Genomic DNA, 15,900 nt, shown 5'->3' on the forward strand with positions numbered 1-15,900 from the left:
CTGGTCAGGGTTGCGCAGCCCGGTCGGCGGCGGATGGCTCCAGCTGCAAGATAAACTTTAGCTTTGACATCCCGATCACTCCGCCGCTTTCAGCTGCGCAAGGGCTTGCTGGCGCTTGGCGATGACCACCGGATCCTTGGTAAAATCCGTCTTCCGGCCAGGCTTCGTGCCGCGCTTTTGATAGCCATTGCTCTGGCTGCCGTCGCGAATGCCGAACATATGGTCCGTCTGGCCGGTGCGGCGCGGCCCGCCCTTGCTGCGCTGTTGCTCTCGTCCGGCCTGCATCTCGGCCACCACCGCCAGCATGTCATCAAGGCGCTTGTTCTCAACCACCTCGCAGCGGTGCACCGAGCGCAGCGTGTCGAAGGTTCTGTAGGGCAGGGACGTCCCCTCATGGGTGACCTCGAGGCGACCGTCGGGATAGTCGCAGACAATGACCTTCTTGCCGGCGAGCGCCGTGGCGAGGTCGGTCGGATCGAGGATGAACATCACCTTGTCATAGCGCAGCGTCAGCGACTGCGACAGCTTGCGGATCTCCTTGCGGCACATCGCGCCATCGAGGTTCTCATGCGCGGCAAACGGCCGATGCATGTCCTTCGGATTGCGCGGCGCCTTGCCAAAGCGGCGATTGAAGTCGGCCATGAACTCCGGCGCATAGGCATTCGCCGCCGCGATCGTGTCGATGCCGCGCAGCCGCAGTTCCTTGACGAGGCGATCCTGCAGCGTCTGGTTGGCGCGCTCGACGCGTCCCTTGGCCTGCGGGGTGTTGGCGCAGATGATGTCGATGTTGAGTTCATAAAGGGCTCGCCCGAACTGCGTCAGGCCACTGGTTCTGTCCTTCTTGGAAGCATGGGTGGTGCGGAAGACGCCATGCTTGTCGCTATAGAAGGCGATCGGCTTGCCCCATTGCTGCAGGTAGGCCTTCGTCGCGTGCAGATAGTCGAAGGTGTTCTCCGATCCGGCGAAGCGTAAGTGCAACAGCTTGCCGGTGGCATCGTCGATATAGACGAGCAGGGCGCATTTGGGGCCGCGGCCTTCGAACCACCAATGAAGCGAGCCGTCGATCTGAACGAGTTCGCCGAAACAATCGCGCCGGCCGCGCGGCTGGAAGACCCGCTTCTTGCGCTCGCGTCGCGACACCCAGATGCCGACTTCCATCATCCACTGACGCAGCGTCTCCTTGCTGACGGCAATCCGGTGGCGCTCCAGCAGCTTCTCGGCCGCCAACGTTGGTCCAAAATCCCCGTAATGCTCACGCACCAGATCGAGCACCAGGTTGCGGAAATCCTCGCTATGACGCCGGTTGCTCGGACGGCCGCGCTTCTTCGACACGAGACCGTCGGCGCCGTCCAGGTCATAGGCCTGCAACAGCCGGTGGACCTGACTGCGGCTGAGACGAAGCAACGCGGCCGCCTCGACGACGGTCAGGCTGCCACCGCGAATCCGCTGTATGAGTTCAAGACGATGCAATTCCTTCTGCGACATGGTGATCAAACAAGACATGACGACTCCGAACGCTCATGGTCTCAACCACGCTTCACGTCGCCAGTCTTCCTTCCAAACGTTGACGTTTGACCAGCATCCCGAGAGGCGACGACTGTCGCATCTCTAACTGGCTCATATGTCGCATCTCTAAACTGCCGCTACAATTGTAAAATCAGATAACGCATATTATGGAACTTCTCAATTCGGCGTCTTGAGGTCAAGCGCTATCGAGCCTTCCACCTTCACCGTTAGTTGATGTCGTACGGAGCCTTGCTTCTCTTCGGGATCGCGGCCTTTGCCCCCCCATTATGGGATCAGTAGAATGAAGTTGAACAATCTAAGACGCGTCCTGGTCGGTGAAGCCGATCGGTACGAGTTCCATAGCGGACTCACTTCATTCATCGGCCCGTGAAGGACCTCTTTCCACCGGCGGTGGAATCCAGCCGTGTAAGATGGTCAGGCCTTCGCCCATCCGGAGTCCTTTGACCACTGGAAGTCCGTACCATCACTCCACATGCGGTGCATGATCACAGCCAGTCGGCGTGCCAAGGCCACAATTGCCTTTTGATGGCCGCGACGTTTGGCAATACTCATCGCCCACGCCTTAAGCCAGGACCATTTCCTGACCACCGTTAGCATTACTTGAGCCGCTTCATAGAGCAGCGTTCGCATCATTATGTTATGACGCTCGAACCGAATCCCTCCGCGGCCGACCTGATCCGAATTCAAACTCCAAAGGAAGCCAGGATCGGGCAAGGCCCGGTCTTGTCCTCTGCGCATTCAGAGACCAGCTTACGGAGTGCTTCCCGAGCCCGATTAAGCTCTCCAATCTTGGCATCCAGCTGTTCAAGCCTCTTCTTCGCCAGTTCCCGTGCGGCCGAGCGGTTGTGCCCGGCATCCAGTGCCAGAAGCTGCCCAATCTCCTCAAGCGTGAAACCGGCCGCCTGCGCCTGTTTGATGAAACGGAGTCGGCGCACGTCTTCGCCTCCATAGTGGCGCACGCCTTCTAACCGCTTCGGCGTCGCCAGCAGCCCCTTGCGCTGGTAGAAACGAATGGTCTCAACACCCACGCCTCCGGCAGCTGCAAATTTCCCGATCGTCAGTTCTTGAAGGTCTTGACTCTGTACCATGCTACGGAACCTATAGTCCTGCCAACGATTTCACAAGAACAAGGAGATGTGAAAATGTTGGACAGGACCAATCCGCAGAATCTGGCCAGGAAGGCCGTCCTGTACCGGATGGTGATGCCAGGCCACACCTGCCCCTACGGGCTGAAGGCAAAGGACCTGCTGCAGCGGTCAGGCTACGAGGTGGACGACCATCACCTGACCACCCGCGAGGAGACGGACGCTTTCAAGGCGCAGCACGGCGTGCCGACGACGCCTCAGGTCTTCGTCGATGGCAAGCGGGTCGGCGGCTACGACGATTTGCGTCGTTTTCTCGGAAAGCCCGTAACCGAGCCGAAGGCGACCAGCTATCGCCCGGTTATGGTGCTGTTCACGCTGACGGCACTCACGGCGATGGCGGCGAGCTATGCCGTCAACGGAACTCCATTCACCTTGCGCGCAGCCGCATGGTTCATCGCCTTCTCGATGGTGGTTCTGGCGATGATGAAACTCCAGAACGTCGAGAGCTTTGCGACGATGTTCCTGAATTATGACCTCTTGGCAAAGCGCTGGGTCCCATACAGCTACATCTATCCCTATGCCGAGGGACTGGCTGGCGTGCTCATGGTGGCAGGCGCTCTGAACTGGTTGTCTGTTCCAGTCGCGATGTTCATCGGTACGGTAGGGGCTGTTTCGGTCTTCAAGGCGGTTTACATCGACAAGCGTGAATTGAAGTGCGCCTGCGTCGGCGGATCGAGCAACGTCCCCCTTGGTTTCATCTCGCTCACCGAGAACCTGATGATGATCGCGATGGCAGTCTGGATGGTCGCTGGAGGCATTGGGCTCATACCAACCCACGCCATGTAAAGCAGCGCGATGCAAACGCGCCCGATGATCGTGCGGGTCGTCGAGAGTGGCGTACCGGCGCATTCGGCAAGGACGATGCGTTCCGCCTACCCCGGAGCGGTTTGCCACAAACCACGATCTGAGGGAGAGTCCAAGCGGGAGAACGACCATGGGCATCTATCGGGACGTGATCTTGCCGAAGCTATGCGATCTCTCGATGCGCAACGAACGTCTGCGCCCCTACCGCGAGCGCGTAATCGGCGCTGCGCAGGGGCGAGCTCTGGAAATCGGCGTCGGCTCTGGCTTAAACCTCCCGTTTTACGGCCCTTCGGTAGGTGAAGTTCTGGCGCTCGAGCCGTCCGCGGGTCTTGTGGCGATGGCCCGCGAAGCCCGGCGTCCCGACTTGCCCGTCAGCTTCATCGACGCGTCTGCCGAGGCCATACCGCTCGACGATAGGAGCGTCGACACCGTCGTGACGACCTGGACGCTATGCACGATCCCGGACGCCGCCGCGGCGCTGACGGAAATGCGTCGCGTGCTCAGACCTGGCGGAAAACTGTTGTTTGTTGAACACGGCCTTGCGCCCGACCGGGGAGTACGCTGGTGGCAGGATACTCTCACGCCTGTCTGGCGGCGGATCAGCGGCGGCTGTCACCTCAATCGTCCGATCCGGTCAATGATCGAATGCGGCGGCTTCCGGATCGAGCGGGTCGAGACCGGATACATGCAGGGACCGAAACCGATGACGTTCATGTACGAAGGCAGCGCCCGTCCGGAGTGATGCGCGCCGCCAGGGTCGCCCAACTTCTCCCGATGAAGTAGTCGTTACCGTGATGAACGTGAGCATGAACGAACAAGGCGTGGATCGGCTGAACTTCTGATACGGAACCTTCGGCATTTTGAAATTGCAACAGCCCCCAAGATATGAGGGTTGCTGATACTGTTGGTTGTATCCTACGGTCGTCATCTCGGTGTCACAAAGCTTACCGGATCCCAATCAGGACAGCATGGAATTCCCGACCGCCAAGGACAAGGGGCCCCTTTGACTCAGCCGATCAACCTTCAGCGTCTTGCTCGCCAGCAATGTTTGCGCTCGTCAAGCCATTCGGCAGAAAACAACTTTCACGCTGCGCTCGGCAGGGCACAACGTCCTCAGGCAGCCGAGAACAACAAAGGGCCGAGGGACATTTTACTACGTCGAGGCTGGTGGAACAGCCACTCGCTACAGCGTGGGCGTCGGTCGAGAAGGCTATGGCTGGCGCGGAACCGAGACGGTGACCGCCAAACGTCCTGGGCCGGATTGGCGCCCGCCGGCGGACATGCTCGCTCGAAGACCGGATCTCCCGACACATATGGTCGGCAGGCCTGACAATCCGCTCGGCGCGCGGACCCTCTACCTGGGTAACACTCTCTACCGCATTCATGGTTCGAACGAATGCCTGCGCACCAGAGGCGGGCCTACGCCGGCCTCGACCAGTATCGCCGTCCCGTCGATGTCCGCGGCGTTCGGGAACTCGCCAAGGGATTGCCGAATCCTTCGGCGCCTTTGCGTCGACGTGGAGGCGGTGCTGCGATCTCCAGCGATCGCGCCATTTGTAACGCAGACGCTCTACTCGATCCCGCTTGAACTGCGGCGGGCCGCCTGCGACCGTGATCGGCTGAAAGCAGATAGGACGCGCAAGGAAATCGCGCGGATAATCTCGGCCGCCCTGCTGTCGCGATACCATTTCGAGCCGCTGAGGCACGTCAGCACCTCATGCCATCCGAATTGGGAAATGGCGTTCGAGCAGCAGTTTGGCGCCGGTCGAGATCACCCCAACTTTGAAGCCCAACGAGTCGCCATAGCTCTGAAGGAAGAGGAGGCGACCTGGATGAGTGACGAACTAGGCGCCAAGCCTCATTACGACGCCGGACCCCTATATCCACTACTGCGAGCACCCGGGCTGCACCAGATGGGGCAGCTTCGGCTTCGCCGTCGGCCGGGCGGAGCCGAACTGGTTCTGCGCTGAGCATCAGCCGGAATGAAGGTCGCGCCATGAGGCCCAGTCGCGGCATTGAACTCGTCCCCGACACCCGTGCAATCGCAGCGCTGCGTAGCGGTTCGGTCGCCACGACGCAGCTGCTTCCGCGCCGACGGCCGCGATCAATTGTCGTTTTGCGGGCGCACGGTCGCAGTAGTATGATTGTTCAGTCTAGCGTCAGGGGAACAGAAATGAATTTGGAAGAACTCTATCGGCTCTTGCGAAATGGCCATGTCCAAGCGCAGGGCATATTCGACACCGTCCCCGATCCGCTGCTTATCCTTGACGAGAACCTTCGTGTCCAGAGTGCCAGTCGGGCCTTCTTTGCCGCATTCAATGTGGGCCGCGACGAAACGATCGGGCAGCACTTCTACGAGCTCGGCAATCGGCAATGGGACATCCCGGAGCTTCGCCGCCTGCTTGATGAGGTAATCCCCAAGAGCACCGCAGTGGTCGACTATGAAGTAGAGCACGATTTTCCGAGCCTCGGTCGCAGGACAATGCTCGTGAGCGCACACCGGCTGTTCCATCCGGACAATAACAGCCGCACCTTGCTGCTCTCAATCGTCGATGCGACGAAGCGCCGTGAGCGCGAAGCAGAAAAGGACGTCCTGTTGGGCGAACTCCGGCACCGCGTGAAAAACCTGCTCGCCCTGGTTCAGGCAATGGCGCGCCAAACCTCGACGGAGGGCCGGTCGGCCGAGGAGTACCGCGACGCGTTCCTTGGCCGGTTCAATGCACTCATACAGGCGCACGAAGCGGCTTTCTCGGATGGCGCCGGCGCCGACTTGAAGGAACTTATCGAACGGACGTTGGAACCCTATGCAGCGAATCGCGCCGGAGTTCTCGTCGAGCCCGGCCCGCCAGTGCCACTTGCATCGGGGCAGGTGATGTCGCTAAGCCTCATCCTGCACGAACTCGCCACCAACGCAATCAAGTACGGCGCCCTTTCCGGGGCGACGGGGCAGGTCCGCGTCAGATGGGAGATCGAGCATGCGAGCGCTCCACATTTGAGGCTGGTCTGGCGGGAGAGCGGCGGACCGCCGGTACCGCCGCCGGCATCTCCTGGGTTCGGCACGAAGCTCATTAAGTTTGCCGCCACTCGCGAACTCGGAGGACGGTTGGAACTGAACTATGCGTCGACGGGTTTGGAGGTGGAGATCGTCGCCCCGTTAGGATCGGTCTCATGACCCCGAGGCTGATCGCATGCGGAAGACTGTGCTGGTCGTGGAGGACGAGTTCCTGATCGCGATTGATCTTAAGCTGCTGCTTGAGAGCCGCGGCTGGGAGGTGCTCGGACCGGCCGCGACCGTGAAAGAGGCGCTGCTTTTGTTGGGCGACGAACTGCCTGAAGTAGCTCTTCTAGACGTGAGCTTGAAAGACGGGGTGGTCACGGTATTGGCAGAGGAGCTCCGCGCCCGAAACGTACCGTTTGTTGTGGCGAGCGCCTATTCCAGACCGGAGCTCATCGGCGGCGACGTTTTGATCGGAGCGCCAAATGTCGGCAAGCCGACCGAGGAGCGCCGACTGTTCGCGGCTCTGGAACGACTCGTCGGATCCGCTTGACGTTGGTGCGGAATTGGCAAGGCTGGTGGCCGACGACGATGATGGCGGCGACGTTCGCAGGTCTGCCACAAAAGATTTCTTGGAGCTCATCTGATTTCGTCGGAACATTCACGCGAGCTCGCCGGTTTGTCAAGGTGTTGAGTAAGTCTCTCCTCAGAACGTCGACTTAGCCGGAGCGCTGCTTTTCTTGCCGCTAAGCTGGGGGATCAGATTAGCCGTTGAACCCCAACGATGCCGTAGATCGCCATCACGAGCATGACGAGAATCAGCAATAGAATAATTATCGTTGATACTATCTTGGACATCTAAGTCAATTAAGGGCGTACAACGTATTTGGAATAGGACTGAAGTCTTACGCCGACGAGTTGCAGAATTCCGTTCGATCCAAGCAAGACCAGCACAAGCCAAGCAGTGCCCAGCCCAATGGCGTGGGGCACTGCTCTAGACTAGTGCCCATCCATAAACAGCAAGTATCAAAAATTATTGCGGGAAAGCGCCTTTTTTGTGCGGGCAAGGCCCGGCGGTTTTGGTACACTTTAGCATCAAGCCACTGATTCTAAAGACAAACCCGCAACGGCCGGACCCGCCAATGCGCCAAGAACGCACCGTCCAGGGCAGCATATTCAATCTTTTCGCCAAGCACGAGATCGTTCGTGAGTTGGAGGCGATGTCGCATGGCTGGACGCCCATCGCGATCCTGAGACGTCCGAGTAAGGTTGAAAGCACTTCCGATTTGAAGGAGAGGCAGCGAGCGGCTTTGCAAATGGAGTATGGGCAGTTCACATGGGGATAACCACTAACGATGTTGAATGAATCTACTTTGCCAGCGACGGGGTATTTGGATCGCGACTGCTGTCAATAACAGGGCTGCAGCCGACGGGATCCACAGGGCCAGCCTTCCTATTTCTTGCACGAGGGCTGCCCCTGAAATGGCTCCTGCCATCATGCCGAGCCACGGCACGATTTGGATGACCCAGTGCGTGCTGCGGATGCCCATCACCCAGCGTCCCAAGCCGCGTCCGAAGCGTGACAGTGCCCCGGTAACATATGTTAAGCCGACCGGCAGCCCTTCGATCTGTTCGACAGAGGCGTTAATGGCTCCCATCGCCAGAATTAGTAAAAGGAACTGCATCTCTCTTCGATCAGCTAACAGGGCTGCGCATGCGAGCAGAACGGATACGAACAGCAAAACAGAATGCGGCCTGAACCTGATCGAGACCATCACTCCCGCGGCGTTCCCTATCACGAAGGTCATGAGTCCCCCGATGAGAAGCACTCCCCGCGCGACGTCCGCCTGGATCAGAGCGACGGATGCGCGAGTCGTGTTGCCACTCATGAAAGACACAAAATCCCCGAGGGACATTAGCCCCATGGCGTCGGTCATGCCTGCGAGGAACGATATTGCAGCGACAAGCGCCAAACCAACAGAACTTCTCTGACGCTTAATGATGCGCCGCCGCCGCTGTACCGTCATTTGTGATGATCCAAGTGAACCCCCGCCGAGTAAAAGCAAACCCGGTGCGGAGTTGCAAGCTCGCGATGCGCTGCGAACGACGCCGCGATTCCCATTGCCATGCGTTTTTTGGCTCGCCGGTGGGGTTCTTGCGGGATATTGCGCAGAATCAAGACAACGGTTCTGGGATCCAATATTCTTCACGAGATCTGTTGGAGAGTACCTTGACCAGGAGCCGAGATTTTGCGCCGATTTGGCAAGGGGAAGAGCTGGGCAAGCGCCTTCTCCTTGCCCTCATCGCTGTAGCCATCCTCGCCGGCTCAGTCACCTGGCTCGCGGGCCGGCCCGACCTCAGCGCCGCGTCGTGGGCTGCCGGCACCGCGGTGATCCTGGCGAGCCTCCTGACCGAGATCGCGATCAGTCTGGGACGGAAGGAATTCGGGCTGGATCTCATCGCGGCCCTCGCGATGGGCGGTGCCCTCATTCTCGGCGAGTACCTGACCGGCACCATCGTCGCACTGATGTACACGGGTGGCGAGGCGCTCGAGGATTTCGCCCAAAGGCGCGCACGCCGAGAACTGACAGCGCTGCTCAACCGGGTACCGCGCACCGCCGTGTGTTACGCGGACGGGCAGTTGCAGGAAGTTAACATAGAAGAACTCCATCCTGGCGACCGAATCCTGATACGCCGTGGCGAGGTGGTGCCGGTCGATGGAAGCGTGGTGGATGGCATCGCTGTGCTGGACGAGTCGGCCTTGACGGGCGAGGCAATGCCGATCCGGCGCCTCTCCGGAGAGCCAGTGACGAGCGGCACGACAAACGCCGGCGATGCCTTCGAAATGGTCGCCTCGAGCGCGGCGAGCGACAGCACCTATGCGGCAATCGTCAGGCTAGTGGAGGCGGCAAAAGCCGTGAAGGCGCCTATCGTTCGGCTTGCGGACCGTTATGCGCTGGGGTTTCTTGCGGTCACGCTGCTCCTCGCCGGCGGCGCCTGGGCCATAAGCGGGGAGCCGGTCCGCGCGCTCGCCGTGCTGGTCATTGCAACGCCGTGCCCGCTCATTCTCGCGGTCCCGGTGGCGATCATCGCCGGAGTTTCCCGTTGCGCGGCAAGGGGGTGCTCGTGAAAGGCGGAGGCGCGCTGGAGATGCTTGCGCGCATCAAGACAGTAATCCTCGACAAAACAGGGACGATTACAGACGGCCGGGCCCACCTTATAGAGCTCAAGTCGCGCACCGATCTCAACCCTCTGGAGGTGCTGCGGCTGGCGGCATCGCTGGATCAGGGCTCACATCACGTGATTGCCCGCGCCTTGGTCGCAGCCGCAAGAGAGCGGGGCCTGCAACTCGTTGCACCATCCGGAACTCGGGAATCGGCGGGTTCGGGCGTGAGCGGCAACATAGATGGCCACGAAATCGCGGTGGGCGGCTGGGATTTCATCAGCGCAAGGATCGATGAGACCGCCTTCTCGCGAGACATACGGACGTGGATCCGGAGGGATGGCGTCGTCTCGGTGCTCGCTGCCATGGACCGAGTTCTCGCGGGCGCGTTTCTCCTCGCCGACGAGGTCAGGCCAGAGGTCGGCAGCGTGCTGCGGCAATTGCGGGAGGCCGGCGTCGGACGGATCGTGCTTGCGACTGGCGATCGTACCGAGCTGGCGGAGAGTCTCCAGTCCTTTTTGAGACTGGACAAGGTTGCCGCTGAATTGAAGCCCGAAGACAAAACCCGAATTGTGGTAGAGGAAAGAGCGGCAGGACCGGTCATGATGGTCGGCGATGGCGTCAACGACGCACCGGCGCTCGCAGCCGCCGACGTCGGGGTAGCCATGGGCGCGCGTGGGGCTGCCGCCTCCTCCGAAGCGGCGGACGTGGTCATCCTGGTGGACCGGCTCGATCGCCTCGTCAGCGCCATCCGCATCGCGCACCGCTCACGCGGCATAGCCCTCCAGAGCGTCTATATGGGTATGGCCTTGTCCGCCGCTGGCATGGTTGCGGCCGCCTTTGGCTATCTGACACCGGTTCAGGGCGCGCTGCTGCAGGAAGCAATCGACATCGTCGCCATCTTGAATGCACTGCGCGCGCTAGGCGGCCCCATGCGCGGTTGGAGGAAAACAACACGTTTGGAGCATGCAGAGCTCCTGAAGCTCGAAGCCGAGCATCGTGCCCTGATGGATGTTGTGGACGAGATACGTCATACAAGCGCGCGCATCCAGGACCTCCCGGAAGATGAGGTCCGTAATCAGCTTGCGCACTTAGATACTCTGCTACGACAACGTCTTCTTCCGCACGAACGCCAGGATGACGAGGAAGTCTATCCCAAGCTGCGCAGGCAGGCAGGCGCGCCGGATGCTCTTGCCGGCATGAGCAGAACTCACATGGAGATCCAGCGTCAGGTCCACAGCCTCACTTTGCTTCGACAAGCCTTTGGCGAACATGCGTCGAGCCCGGCACAGCGTTACGAGATCCAGCGCCTGCTGCACGGTCTGGAAGCTATCACTCGCCTCCACTTCGCCCAGGAGCTGGAAATCTATCGATCGCTCGAGCACGAGTAAAACGAATAGACGCATCGGCTGGTACGAGTTGCTGGTCAACCATTAGGACACGGCTGCAATGAAGCGAATATGTGGTCTGCAATGTGCTGGCACCGTTGCCCTCCTTCTGATTGTCACTGGCGAGGCCCCCGCGGCCGATCGGCTCCACGGCCGCGCCATCGCCCAACGCTGGTGTAGCGAGTGTCACGTCGTTGCACCTGGACAAGTTCGCGGCTCTGATACTGTTCCGACGTTCGCTCAGATTGGTGCATCGGAACGTTTTGACGAGAGAAGCCTTTCGGCATTCTTGGCTACCCCTCACCACTCCCGCATGCCAAATCTATCCCTGACACGCGCCGAGATTGCCGATCTCGTTGCGTACATGAAGGCGAAATAGCGCTAGTCCATCGTCGCGAATCGATAACGCAGTGTGAGCGCAGCCACCGAAATCAGTTATCTCTGGCCACTAACCGACTGACTCACGATCGGCCTGTCGGTAGGCCTCTGCTGAACGGAAGGATAGCTGGGAATTACGGTTTCGCGGCCGTCGCAGCCGGCTTGATTCTTGGCGGCGAGCTACGGCGGAAGTTTCGGAACTGATTGATACGCCTTCAACTTCCAACGGAATCCGCAAGCCGCTGCAGGAACAACAACCGAAAAAGCTGGCCGTCCTCGCAAGTCTGGAAGTGGAGCGAGCTCCAGTTTCCGCGGTTGCGTTTGAACTTGCCACAGTCATTCACGGTATCGTGGTCCAGACTGGAGATGTCAGCACTCCGGCCGGAAAGCATGCTCCGGCCGAACAAAAATTGCTTACGTACGGCGTCTCACGCAGCTCTGAGTTCCTTCCGGACGAGGAGGATCGTGGGGTCGTCGGGATCGGTCACGGTGGTGAATCCCATCTGCTGCTCGATTTCGATCGCCGCACGGTTCTCGCGCCGCTCGATCGACTCGAGCACCTTGACGCCCTTTGCCTCGGCGACCCGCGAGAGAAATCCGAGGAGCTCCCAGCCAACGCCCAGATTCTTGTAGTCCGAGCGAATGCTGATTGCCACCTCGCCTCGCTCGAATGCGGGATCACAGGCCAGCATGGCAGTGGCGATCAACGGATCGCCGCTCTCGCCGAAGGCCAGGTAATTCTCCGTCCGGACGTGATCGACATTGGTGAGGGCCGCGATCCGCTCCTTGCCGACCTCGTTTAGGCCAGCAAGATAACGAAAACTCAGGTCCTCTTTGGTGACATGGGTGAAGAATTCGGCAAGCATCGGCTCATCTTCGGTTCGAACGGCCCTGACGCGAATTTTAAGGCCTGTTCGGGTAATCAGATTTGCGGTCCCGTTTCCCATAGTGGTCTCCTTTGGCTGCGCCTTCTCCCTTCCGACAAATGCAAGCGGAAGATGATTGCTGAACATTTAGTCAAAGGAGAATGGAGCGCATTGTTCCGGATCAATCTCCTCTTCACCGCAGGAAACCAATCAAAACGGCTCGGAGCGTCTGGGGTAATGCCTCTCCGCTTCGCCGATGTACCAGCGGATGGCGAAATCAAAGCTAATCGTCTATGGATTAGTGGCTTCAGCGCCGGAGTGGCCCAGTGCCTGCGACGGTGCCACCGGGCAGCAGCCTAAAGGTCCCGTGCTGCATAGAGGCAGCGGATGATGTCGCTGGCGAACGACTGCATCCGAACTCTTGCCGACTCGGTGCTTTCGTGTTCCGCAAGGTCGAGATAACAATCGAGCAGGAATTCGCAGAGTGGGACCAGCCGCCCGGTGACGTTCGCGGGAACGTGCTGCAAGAGAGGCGTTTCGCCAGGCGGCGTTGCTATTAGAGCGGTCGCGCGCTCCTGCGCCTCGTTCGCCAAGCCGCGCAACCGCTCCGCAGTTTCTCCGGGTGCAGCCGCAGGGATGCGCATCAACAGTTCGGCGAGCCGCCCTTCGAGCGTCGGCAAGTCCTCCCTTATTGAGTCGCCTTCCGCGCGGCGTATTTCGTGAAAGGCGCGGCGGCGCTCGCGACGCAGTGTCGCCACATGACCCAGTTCCTCCCTTGCCAGTCGCTCGGCGGCCTGCCTGATTGCCTCGGAAGGCGCATGCGCCGCCGCATAGGTCCAGAAGACGAAGGCCCGCTCCTCGTTGCGCACCGCCATGGAAAACGCGCGGTACGACGTCAGCAGCTCCGGAGCGACAACGCCCGCCCCCTCGTCGTCGAAGAACGGTTCTGGGAGGTTGACCGGTTGTGGCGCTCTCTCGCCTAGCCATTGGTCCACCTTTCCGAGATGCCCCTGCTCTTCCGCAACAAGGCCGTCGAAGACTGCGGCGAGGTCGGGGCGTTCTTCGGCGCGCATGCGCGCTGCCAGGGCGACATAGCCGTCGACAGCCTCCTGCTCCATTGCTCGGGCGAACGACAGCAACTCTGTCATCGACGCCATTACCCAGGGTTCGGTTCTCTTTTGCGGCATGTCCTGCTCTCCCGGTGGCACGCGCAAGTAGCGCAATTTGAGCTCGATCTTCTCGACCTTCGACACATTGGACCGAGTTGAAGTTAATCAAGTTGATCTGGCGCAAAGAAATACATTTCGGGCCGTGCGAAATGGCCGCGATGCAGTGGCTCCGTGGGCCTAGGAAATCCGATGTACCAAGCAGCGATACAAAAGAACCACATTAAACGCCTTCTTCGCGGCCTCGTCGCTCTCTGCATGGCCATCTTGTTAGCCGGTCCAAGCATGGCCGCGGGCCAACTTTCCAACTACCTTCAAAAGGTGCAGCCGCAGCAAATATTTCCTGGTGCAACCCGCTTCGGCGAGGTCACCGGCGATCCGCCGATCGCACCCGTCTTCCGCGGCGACAGCCTGCTGGGTTACGCGTATCTCAATTCCGATGTCACAAGCTCCGTCGGCTATTCCGGCAAGCCCATCCATGTCGTAGTTGGAATCAATCCGAAAGGCGTCGTACGCGGGCTTAAGCTTGTCGACCATAAGGAACCGATCGTTTTAATAGGCATTCCGGAAGCGAAGGTCGTCGCCTCGGTCAATGCCCTCATCGGCAAGGACCTCGGGCGCGTCTCGGCAGGGGCCGATCGGCCCCCGCAAGTCGATATCGTCAGCGGTGCCACCGTAACCGTCCTCGTCATGGGCGACAGCATCGTCCGTTCCTCCGTCAAGCTGATCCGCAGCGGCAGGCTTGGTATGGATGCTGGAACGGCGGCCGGATCCACCACCGAGATCCGCAAGCTTGATCTTGACAAGACTGATACGAGCGACTGGCAGACCTTGATCGGGGACGGCTCCGTTCGAAGTCTACGGCTGACAGTCGGCGAGGTCTCCGAAGCGTTTCGGCAGGCCGGTCAGCAAGCCGCCGCAGGCCGGCCCGAGACCCACAACCCCGGCGACCGGTTCATCGATCTCTACGTCGCGCCGGTCAGCGTGCCGGCAATCGGAAGGTCGCTGCTCGGAGATGCTCGTTACGAGCAGATGCGCCATAAGCTGAAACCCGGAGAGGAAGCGATAATCGTCGCGGGAGATGGCGCCTATTCGTTCAAGGGTTCGGGCTACGTTCGGGGCGGTATTTTCGACCGCATCGAACTGCTCCAGGAGGGCCAGGGGCTGCGGTTCCGCGACCGCTATCATACGAGGCTGCCGGCGCTCGCGGCGGTCGGTGCGCCGCGGCTGCGCGAAATCGCCCTATTTGTGATTCCGGCAGAGTTCGATTTCGATGTGACCGCCCCCTGGGAGCTGCAGTTGCTGGTGCAGCGAAGTGCCGGCGGGCGCGAAAAGGCCGTTCTGCCCTATAATCTGGGTTACACCCTCCCCGACGCGTATGTAACCGTCGAGACAGCCACCGCACAGGCACCACCGGTCAGCGCCGCCGAACAGGCCGCACCCGCCGACGCGATTGCGGAAGAGCAGCCCCTCTGGGTGAAAATGTGGGACATGAACCGGCTGTCGGTGGCGGTCACGGTAGCCGCCGTGCTCGTCCTGACCCTGATCTTCTTCTTCCAGGACTGGCTGGTGAAGCGGCCGGCGCTGTTTGCCTTGGTCAGACGCGGCTATCTGCTCTTCACGCTGGTGTGGCTCGGCTGGTACGCGAACGCCCAGCTCTCCGTTGTTAACGTCCTGACATTTTTTAACTCCCTGGTGACGGGATTCCACTGGGAGTTCTTCCTCTCCGCACCTCTGGTCTTCCTTTTGTGGGGCAGCGTGGCCGCTGCTCTGCTGTTTTGGGGGCGCGGCCCCTTCTGCGGTTGGCTATGTCCGTTCGGCGCCCTGCAGGAACTGACCAATAATGTCGCGCGATTGCTGAAGGTGCCTCAGGTGAGAGTGCCCTGGGGCCTGCATGAGCGTCTCTGGCCGATCAAATACATCATCTTCCTCGGCCTGTTCGGACTGTCGCTCTACTCTCTCGCGCTTGCCGAGATGTTTTCTGAAGTGGAGCCGTTCAAGACGGCGATCATCCTGAAGTTCGCCCGCGAATGGCCCTTCGTCGTGTTTGCGCTCACCGTGCTCGCCGCCGGCCTTTTCATCGAACGGTTCTACTGCCGCTACCTTTGCCCGCTGGGCGCAGCACTCGCCATTCCTGGCCGGATCCGCATGTTCGAGTGGCTGAAACGGTGGCCGGAATGCGGCTCGCCCTGCCAGCGTTGCGCCAAGGAATGCCCGGTCCAGTCCATCCATCCGGAGGGTGCCATCAACGTCAACGAATGCATCTACTGCATGCATTGCCAGGAGCTTTACCACGACGATCAGCGCTGCCCGCACATGATTCAGGTGCGGCTGAAGCGCGAAAAGTTCATGGCGCTTTCGACGCCGGTTTCGCGGGGGGAAGTGCCGTCGAAGACCGTCGTGACCCATAAGGGCGCCCCGATCAGAAAGACTGAAACGACGCCGGAAAATCCCGTCTGAAGCCAACA

General features: G+C 60.3%; 11 protein-coding genes and 5 pseudogenes. 10 read left to right on the forward strand and 6 right to left on the reverse strand.

The genetic code is table 11. The features are described from left to right. Positions 1 to 75: 75 nt before the first annotated feature. The 3 genes and pseudogenes from ACTJKL_RS29395 to ACTJKL_RS29405 form a co-directional block, all read right to left on the reverse strand. Entirely contained in the window at positions 76 to 1,503 is a 1,428-nt protein-coding gene (locus tag ACTJKL_RS29395) for an ISNCY family transposase (protein WP_440852859.1), read from the reverse strand. Between the two features lie 438 nt (positions 1,504 to 1,941). Next, a pseudogene (locus ACTJKL_RS29400) lies at positions 1,942 to 2,160 on the reverse strand (IS110 family RNA-guided transposase); the annotation flags it as partial. A 50-nt stretch (positions 2,161 to 2,210) separates the two neighbouring features. Next, positions 2,211 to 2,615 (reverse strand): MerR family transcriptional regulator, encoded by a 405-nt coding sequence (locus ACTJKL_RS29405; protein ID WP_440854523.1) that lies wholly within the window; start codon positions 2,613 to 2,615, stop codon positions 2,211 to 2,213. Positions 2,616 to 2,669: 54 nt separating this feature from the next. Here ACTJKL_RS29405 and ACTJKL_RS29410 point away from each other — a divergent pair, with 54 nt between their 5' ends. From ACTJKL_RS29410 to ACTJKL_RS29440, 7 genes and pseudogenes are all read left to right on the forward strand, one after another. Then, positions 2,670 to 3,458: a MauE/DoxX family redox-associated membrane protein gene (locus ACTJKL_RS29410; protein WP_440854524.1), complete on the forward strand. Its 789-nt coding sequence runs from the start codon at positions 2,670 to 2,672 to the stop codon at positions 3,456 to 3,458. Positions 3,459 to 3,606: 148 nt separating this feature from the next. After that, on the forward strand, positions 3,607 to 4,218 hold the full coding sequence (locus ACTJKL_RS29415; RefSeq protein ID WP_440854525.1) for a class I SAM-dependent methyltransferase: 612 nt from the start codon (positions 3,607 to 3,609) through the stop codon (positions 4,216 to 4,218). Positions 4,219 to 4,627: 409 nt separating this feature from the next. Continuing rightward, a pseudogene (locus ACTJKL_RS29420) lies at positions 4,628 to 4,873 on the forward strand (L,D-transpeptidase); the annotation flags it as partial. Further along, positions 4,873 to 5,316: pseudogene (locus ACTJKL_RS29425) on the forward strand (hypothetical protein). The pseudogenes ACTJKL_RS29420 and ACTJKL_RS29425, both read left to right, overlap by 1 nt. After that, a pseudogene (locus tag ACTJKL_RS29430) lies at positions 5,309 to 5,462 on the forward strand (EsV-1-7 cysteine-rich motif-containing protein). Before ACTJKL_RS29425 ends, ACTJKL_RS29430 begins: the two co-directional pseudogenes overlap by 8 nt. Before the next feature lie 187 nt (positions 5,463 to 5,649). Next, positions 5,650 to 6,648 (forward strand): sensor histidine kinase, encoded by a 999-nt coding sequence (locus ACTJKL_RS29435; protein ID WP_440854526.1) that lies wholly within the window; start codon positions 5,650 to 5,652, stop codon positions 6,646 to 6,648. A 16-nt stretch (positions 6,649 to 6,664) separates the two neighbouring features. Further along, a complete protein-coding gene (locus ACTJKL_RS29440) occupies positions 6,665 to 7,024 on the forward strand; it encodes a response regulator (protein WP_440854527.1) in 360 nt (119 codons plus the stop codon). A gap of 796 nt (positions 7,025 to 7,820) precedes the next feature. Here the strand turns inward: ACTJKL_RS29440 and ACTJKL_RS29445 are convergent. After that, a complete protein-coding gene (locus ACTJKL_RS29445; protein ID WP_440854528.1) occupies positions 7,821 to 8,498 on the reverse strand; it encodes a YoaK family protein in 678 nt (225 codons plus the stop codon). 203 nt (positions 8,499 to 8,701) lie between these two features. Here ACTJKL_RS29445 and ACTJKL_RS29450 point away from each other — a divergent pair. Both ACTJKL_RS29450 and ACTJKL_RS29455 read left to right on the forward strand, forming a co-directional pair. Continuing rightward, positions 8,702 to 11,025, forward strand: a pseudogene (locus ACTJKL_RS29450) (heavy metal translocating P-type ATPase). A gap of 58 nt (positions 11,026 to 11,083) precedes the next feature. After that, positions 11,084 to 11,401 (forward strand): c-type cytochrome, encoded by a 318-nt coding sequence (locus ACTJKL_RS29455; protein ID WP_440854529.1) that lies wholly within the window; start codon positions 11,084 to 11,086, stop codon positions 11,399 to 11,401. Between the two features lie 427 nt (positions 11,402 to 11,828). Here ACTJKL_RS29455 and ACTJKL_RS29460 read toward each other — a convergent pair whose 3' ends face one another. Together ACTJKL_RS29460 and ACTJKL_RS29465 are read right to left on the reverse strand one after the other, a co-directional pair. After that, positions 11,829 to 12,347 (reverse strand): GNAT family N-acetyltransferase, encoded by a 519-nt coding sequence (locus tag ACTJKL_RS29460; protein ID WP_100674850.1) that lies wholly within the window; start codon positions 12,345 to 12,347, stop codon positions 11,829 to 11,831. A gap of 275 nt (positions 12,348 to 12,622) precedes the next feature. Next, positions 12,623 to 13,453 (reverse strand): ferritin-like domain-containing protein, encoded by an 831-nt coding sequence (locus ACTJKL_RS29465; protein WP_440854530.1) that lies wholly within the window; start codon positions 13,451 to 13,453, stop codon positions 12,623 to 12,625. Between the two features lie 171 nt (positions 13,454 to 13,624). On the opposite strand from ACTJKL_RS29465, the gene ACTJKL_RS29470 reads away from it, so the two are divergent. Continuing rightward, the gene (locus tag ACTJKL_RS29470) at positions 13,625 to 15,892 is read left to right on the forward strand and encodes a 4Fe-4S binding protein (protein ID WP_440854531.1); all 2,268 of its coding nucleotides are present in this window, start codon (positions 13,625 to 13,627) and stop codon (positions 15,890 to 15,892) included. Positions 15,893 to 15,900: the final 8 nt, after the last annotated feature.

This window comes from Sinorhizobium sp. 22678, from assembly GCF_052044265.1.
GTDB classification, from domain to species: domain Bacteria; phylum Pseudomonadota; class Alphaproteobacteria; order Rhizobiales; family Rhizobiaceae; genus Sinorhizobium; species Sinorhizobium meliloti_A.

What these genes read in the sequence shown, in the direction of transcription:
- ACTJKL_RS29410 (WP_440854524.1), top strand. Translation starts at nt 2,670, where the DNA reads ATGTTGGACAGGACCAATCCGCAGAATCTGGCCAGGAAGGCCGTCCTG.
- ACTJKL_RS29470 (WP_440854531.1), top strand. Translation starts at nt 13,625, where the DNA reads ATGTACCAAGCAGCGATACAAAAGAACCACATTAAACGCCTTCTTCGC.
- ACTJKL_RS29405 (WP_440854523.1), bottom strand. Translation starts at nt 2,615, where the DNA reads ATGGTACAGAGTCAAGACCTTCAAGAACTGACGATCGGGAAATTTGCA.
- ACTJKL_RS29395 (WP_440852859.1), bottom strand. Translation starts at nt 1,503, where the DNA reads ATGTCTTGTTTGATCACCATGTCGCAGAAGGAATTGCATCGTCTTGAA.
- ACTJKL_RS29455 (WP_440854529.1), top strand. Translation starts at nt 11,084, where the DNA reads ATGAAGCGAATATGTGGTCTGCAATGTGCTGGCACCGTTGCCCTCCTT.
- ACTJKL_RS29415 (WP_440854525.1), top strand. Translation starts at nt 3,607, where the DNA reads ATGGGCATCTATCGGGACGTGATCTTGCCGAAGCTATGCGATCTCTCG.
- ACTJKL_RS29465 (WP_440854530.1), bottom strand. Translation starts at nt 13,453, where the DNA reads ATGCCGCAAAAGAGAACCGAACCCTGGGTAATGGCGTCGATGACAGAG.
- ACTJKL_RS29440 (WP_440854527.1), top strand. Translation starts at nt 6,665, where the DNA reads ATGCGGAAGACTGTGCTGGTCGTGGAGGACGAGTTCCTGATCGCGATT.
- ACTJKL_RS29435 (WP_440854526.1), top strand. Translation starts at nt 5,650, where the DNA reads ATGAATTTGGAAGAACTCTATCGGCTCTTGCGAAATGGCCATGTCCAA.
- ACTJKL_RS29460 (WP_100674850.1), bottom strand. Translation starts at nt 12,347, where the DNA reads ATGGGAAACGGGACCGCAAATCTGATTACCCGAACAGGCCTTAAAATT.
- ACTJKL_RS29445 (WP_440854528.1), bottom strand. Translation starts at nt 8,498, where the DNA reads ATGACGGTACAGCGGCGGCGGCGCATCATTAAGCGTCAGAGAAGTTCT.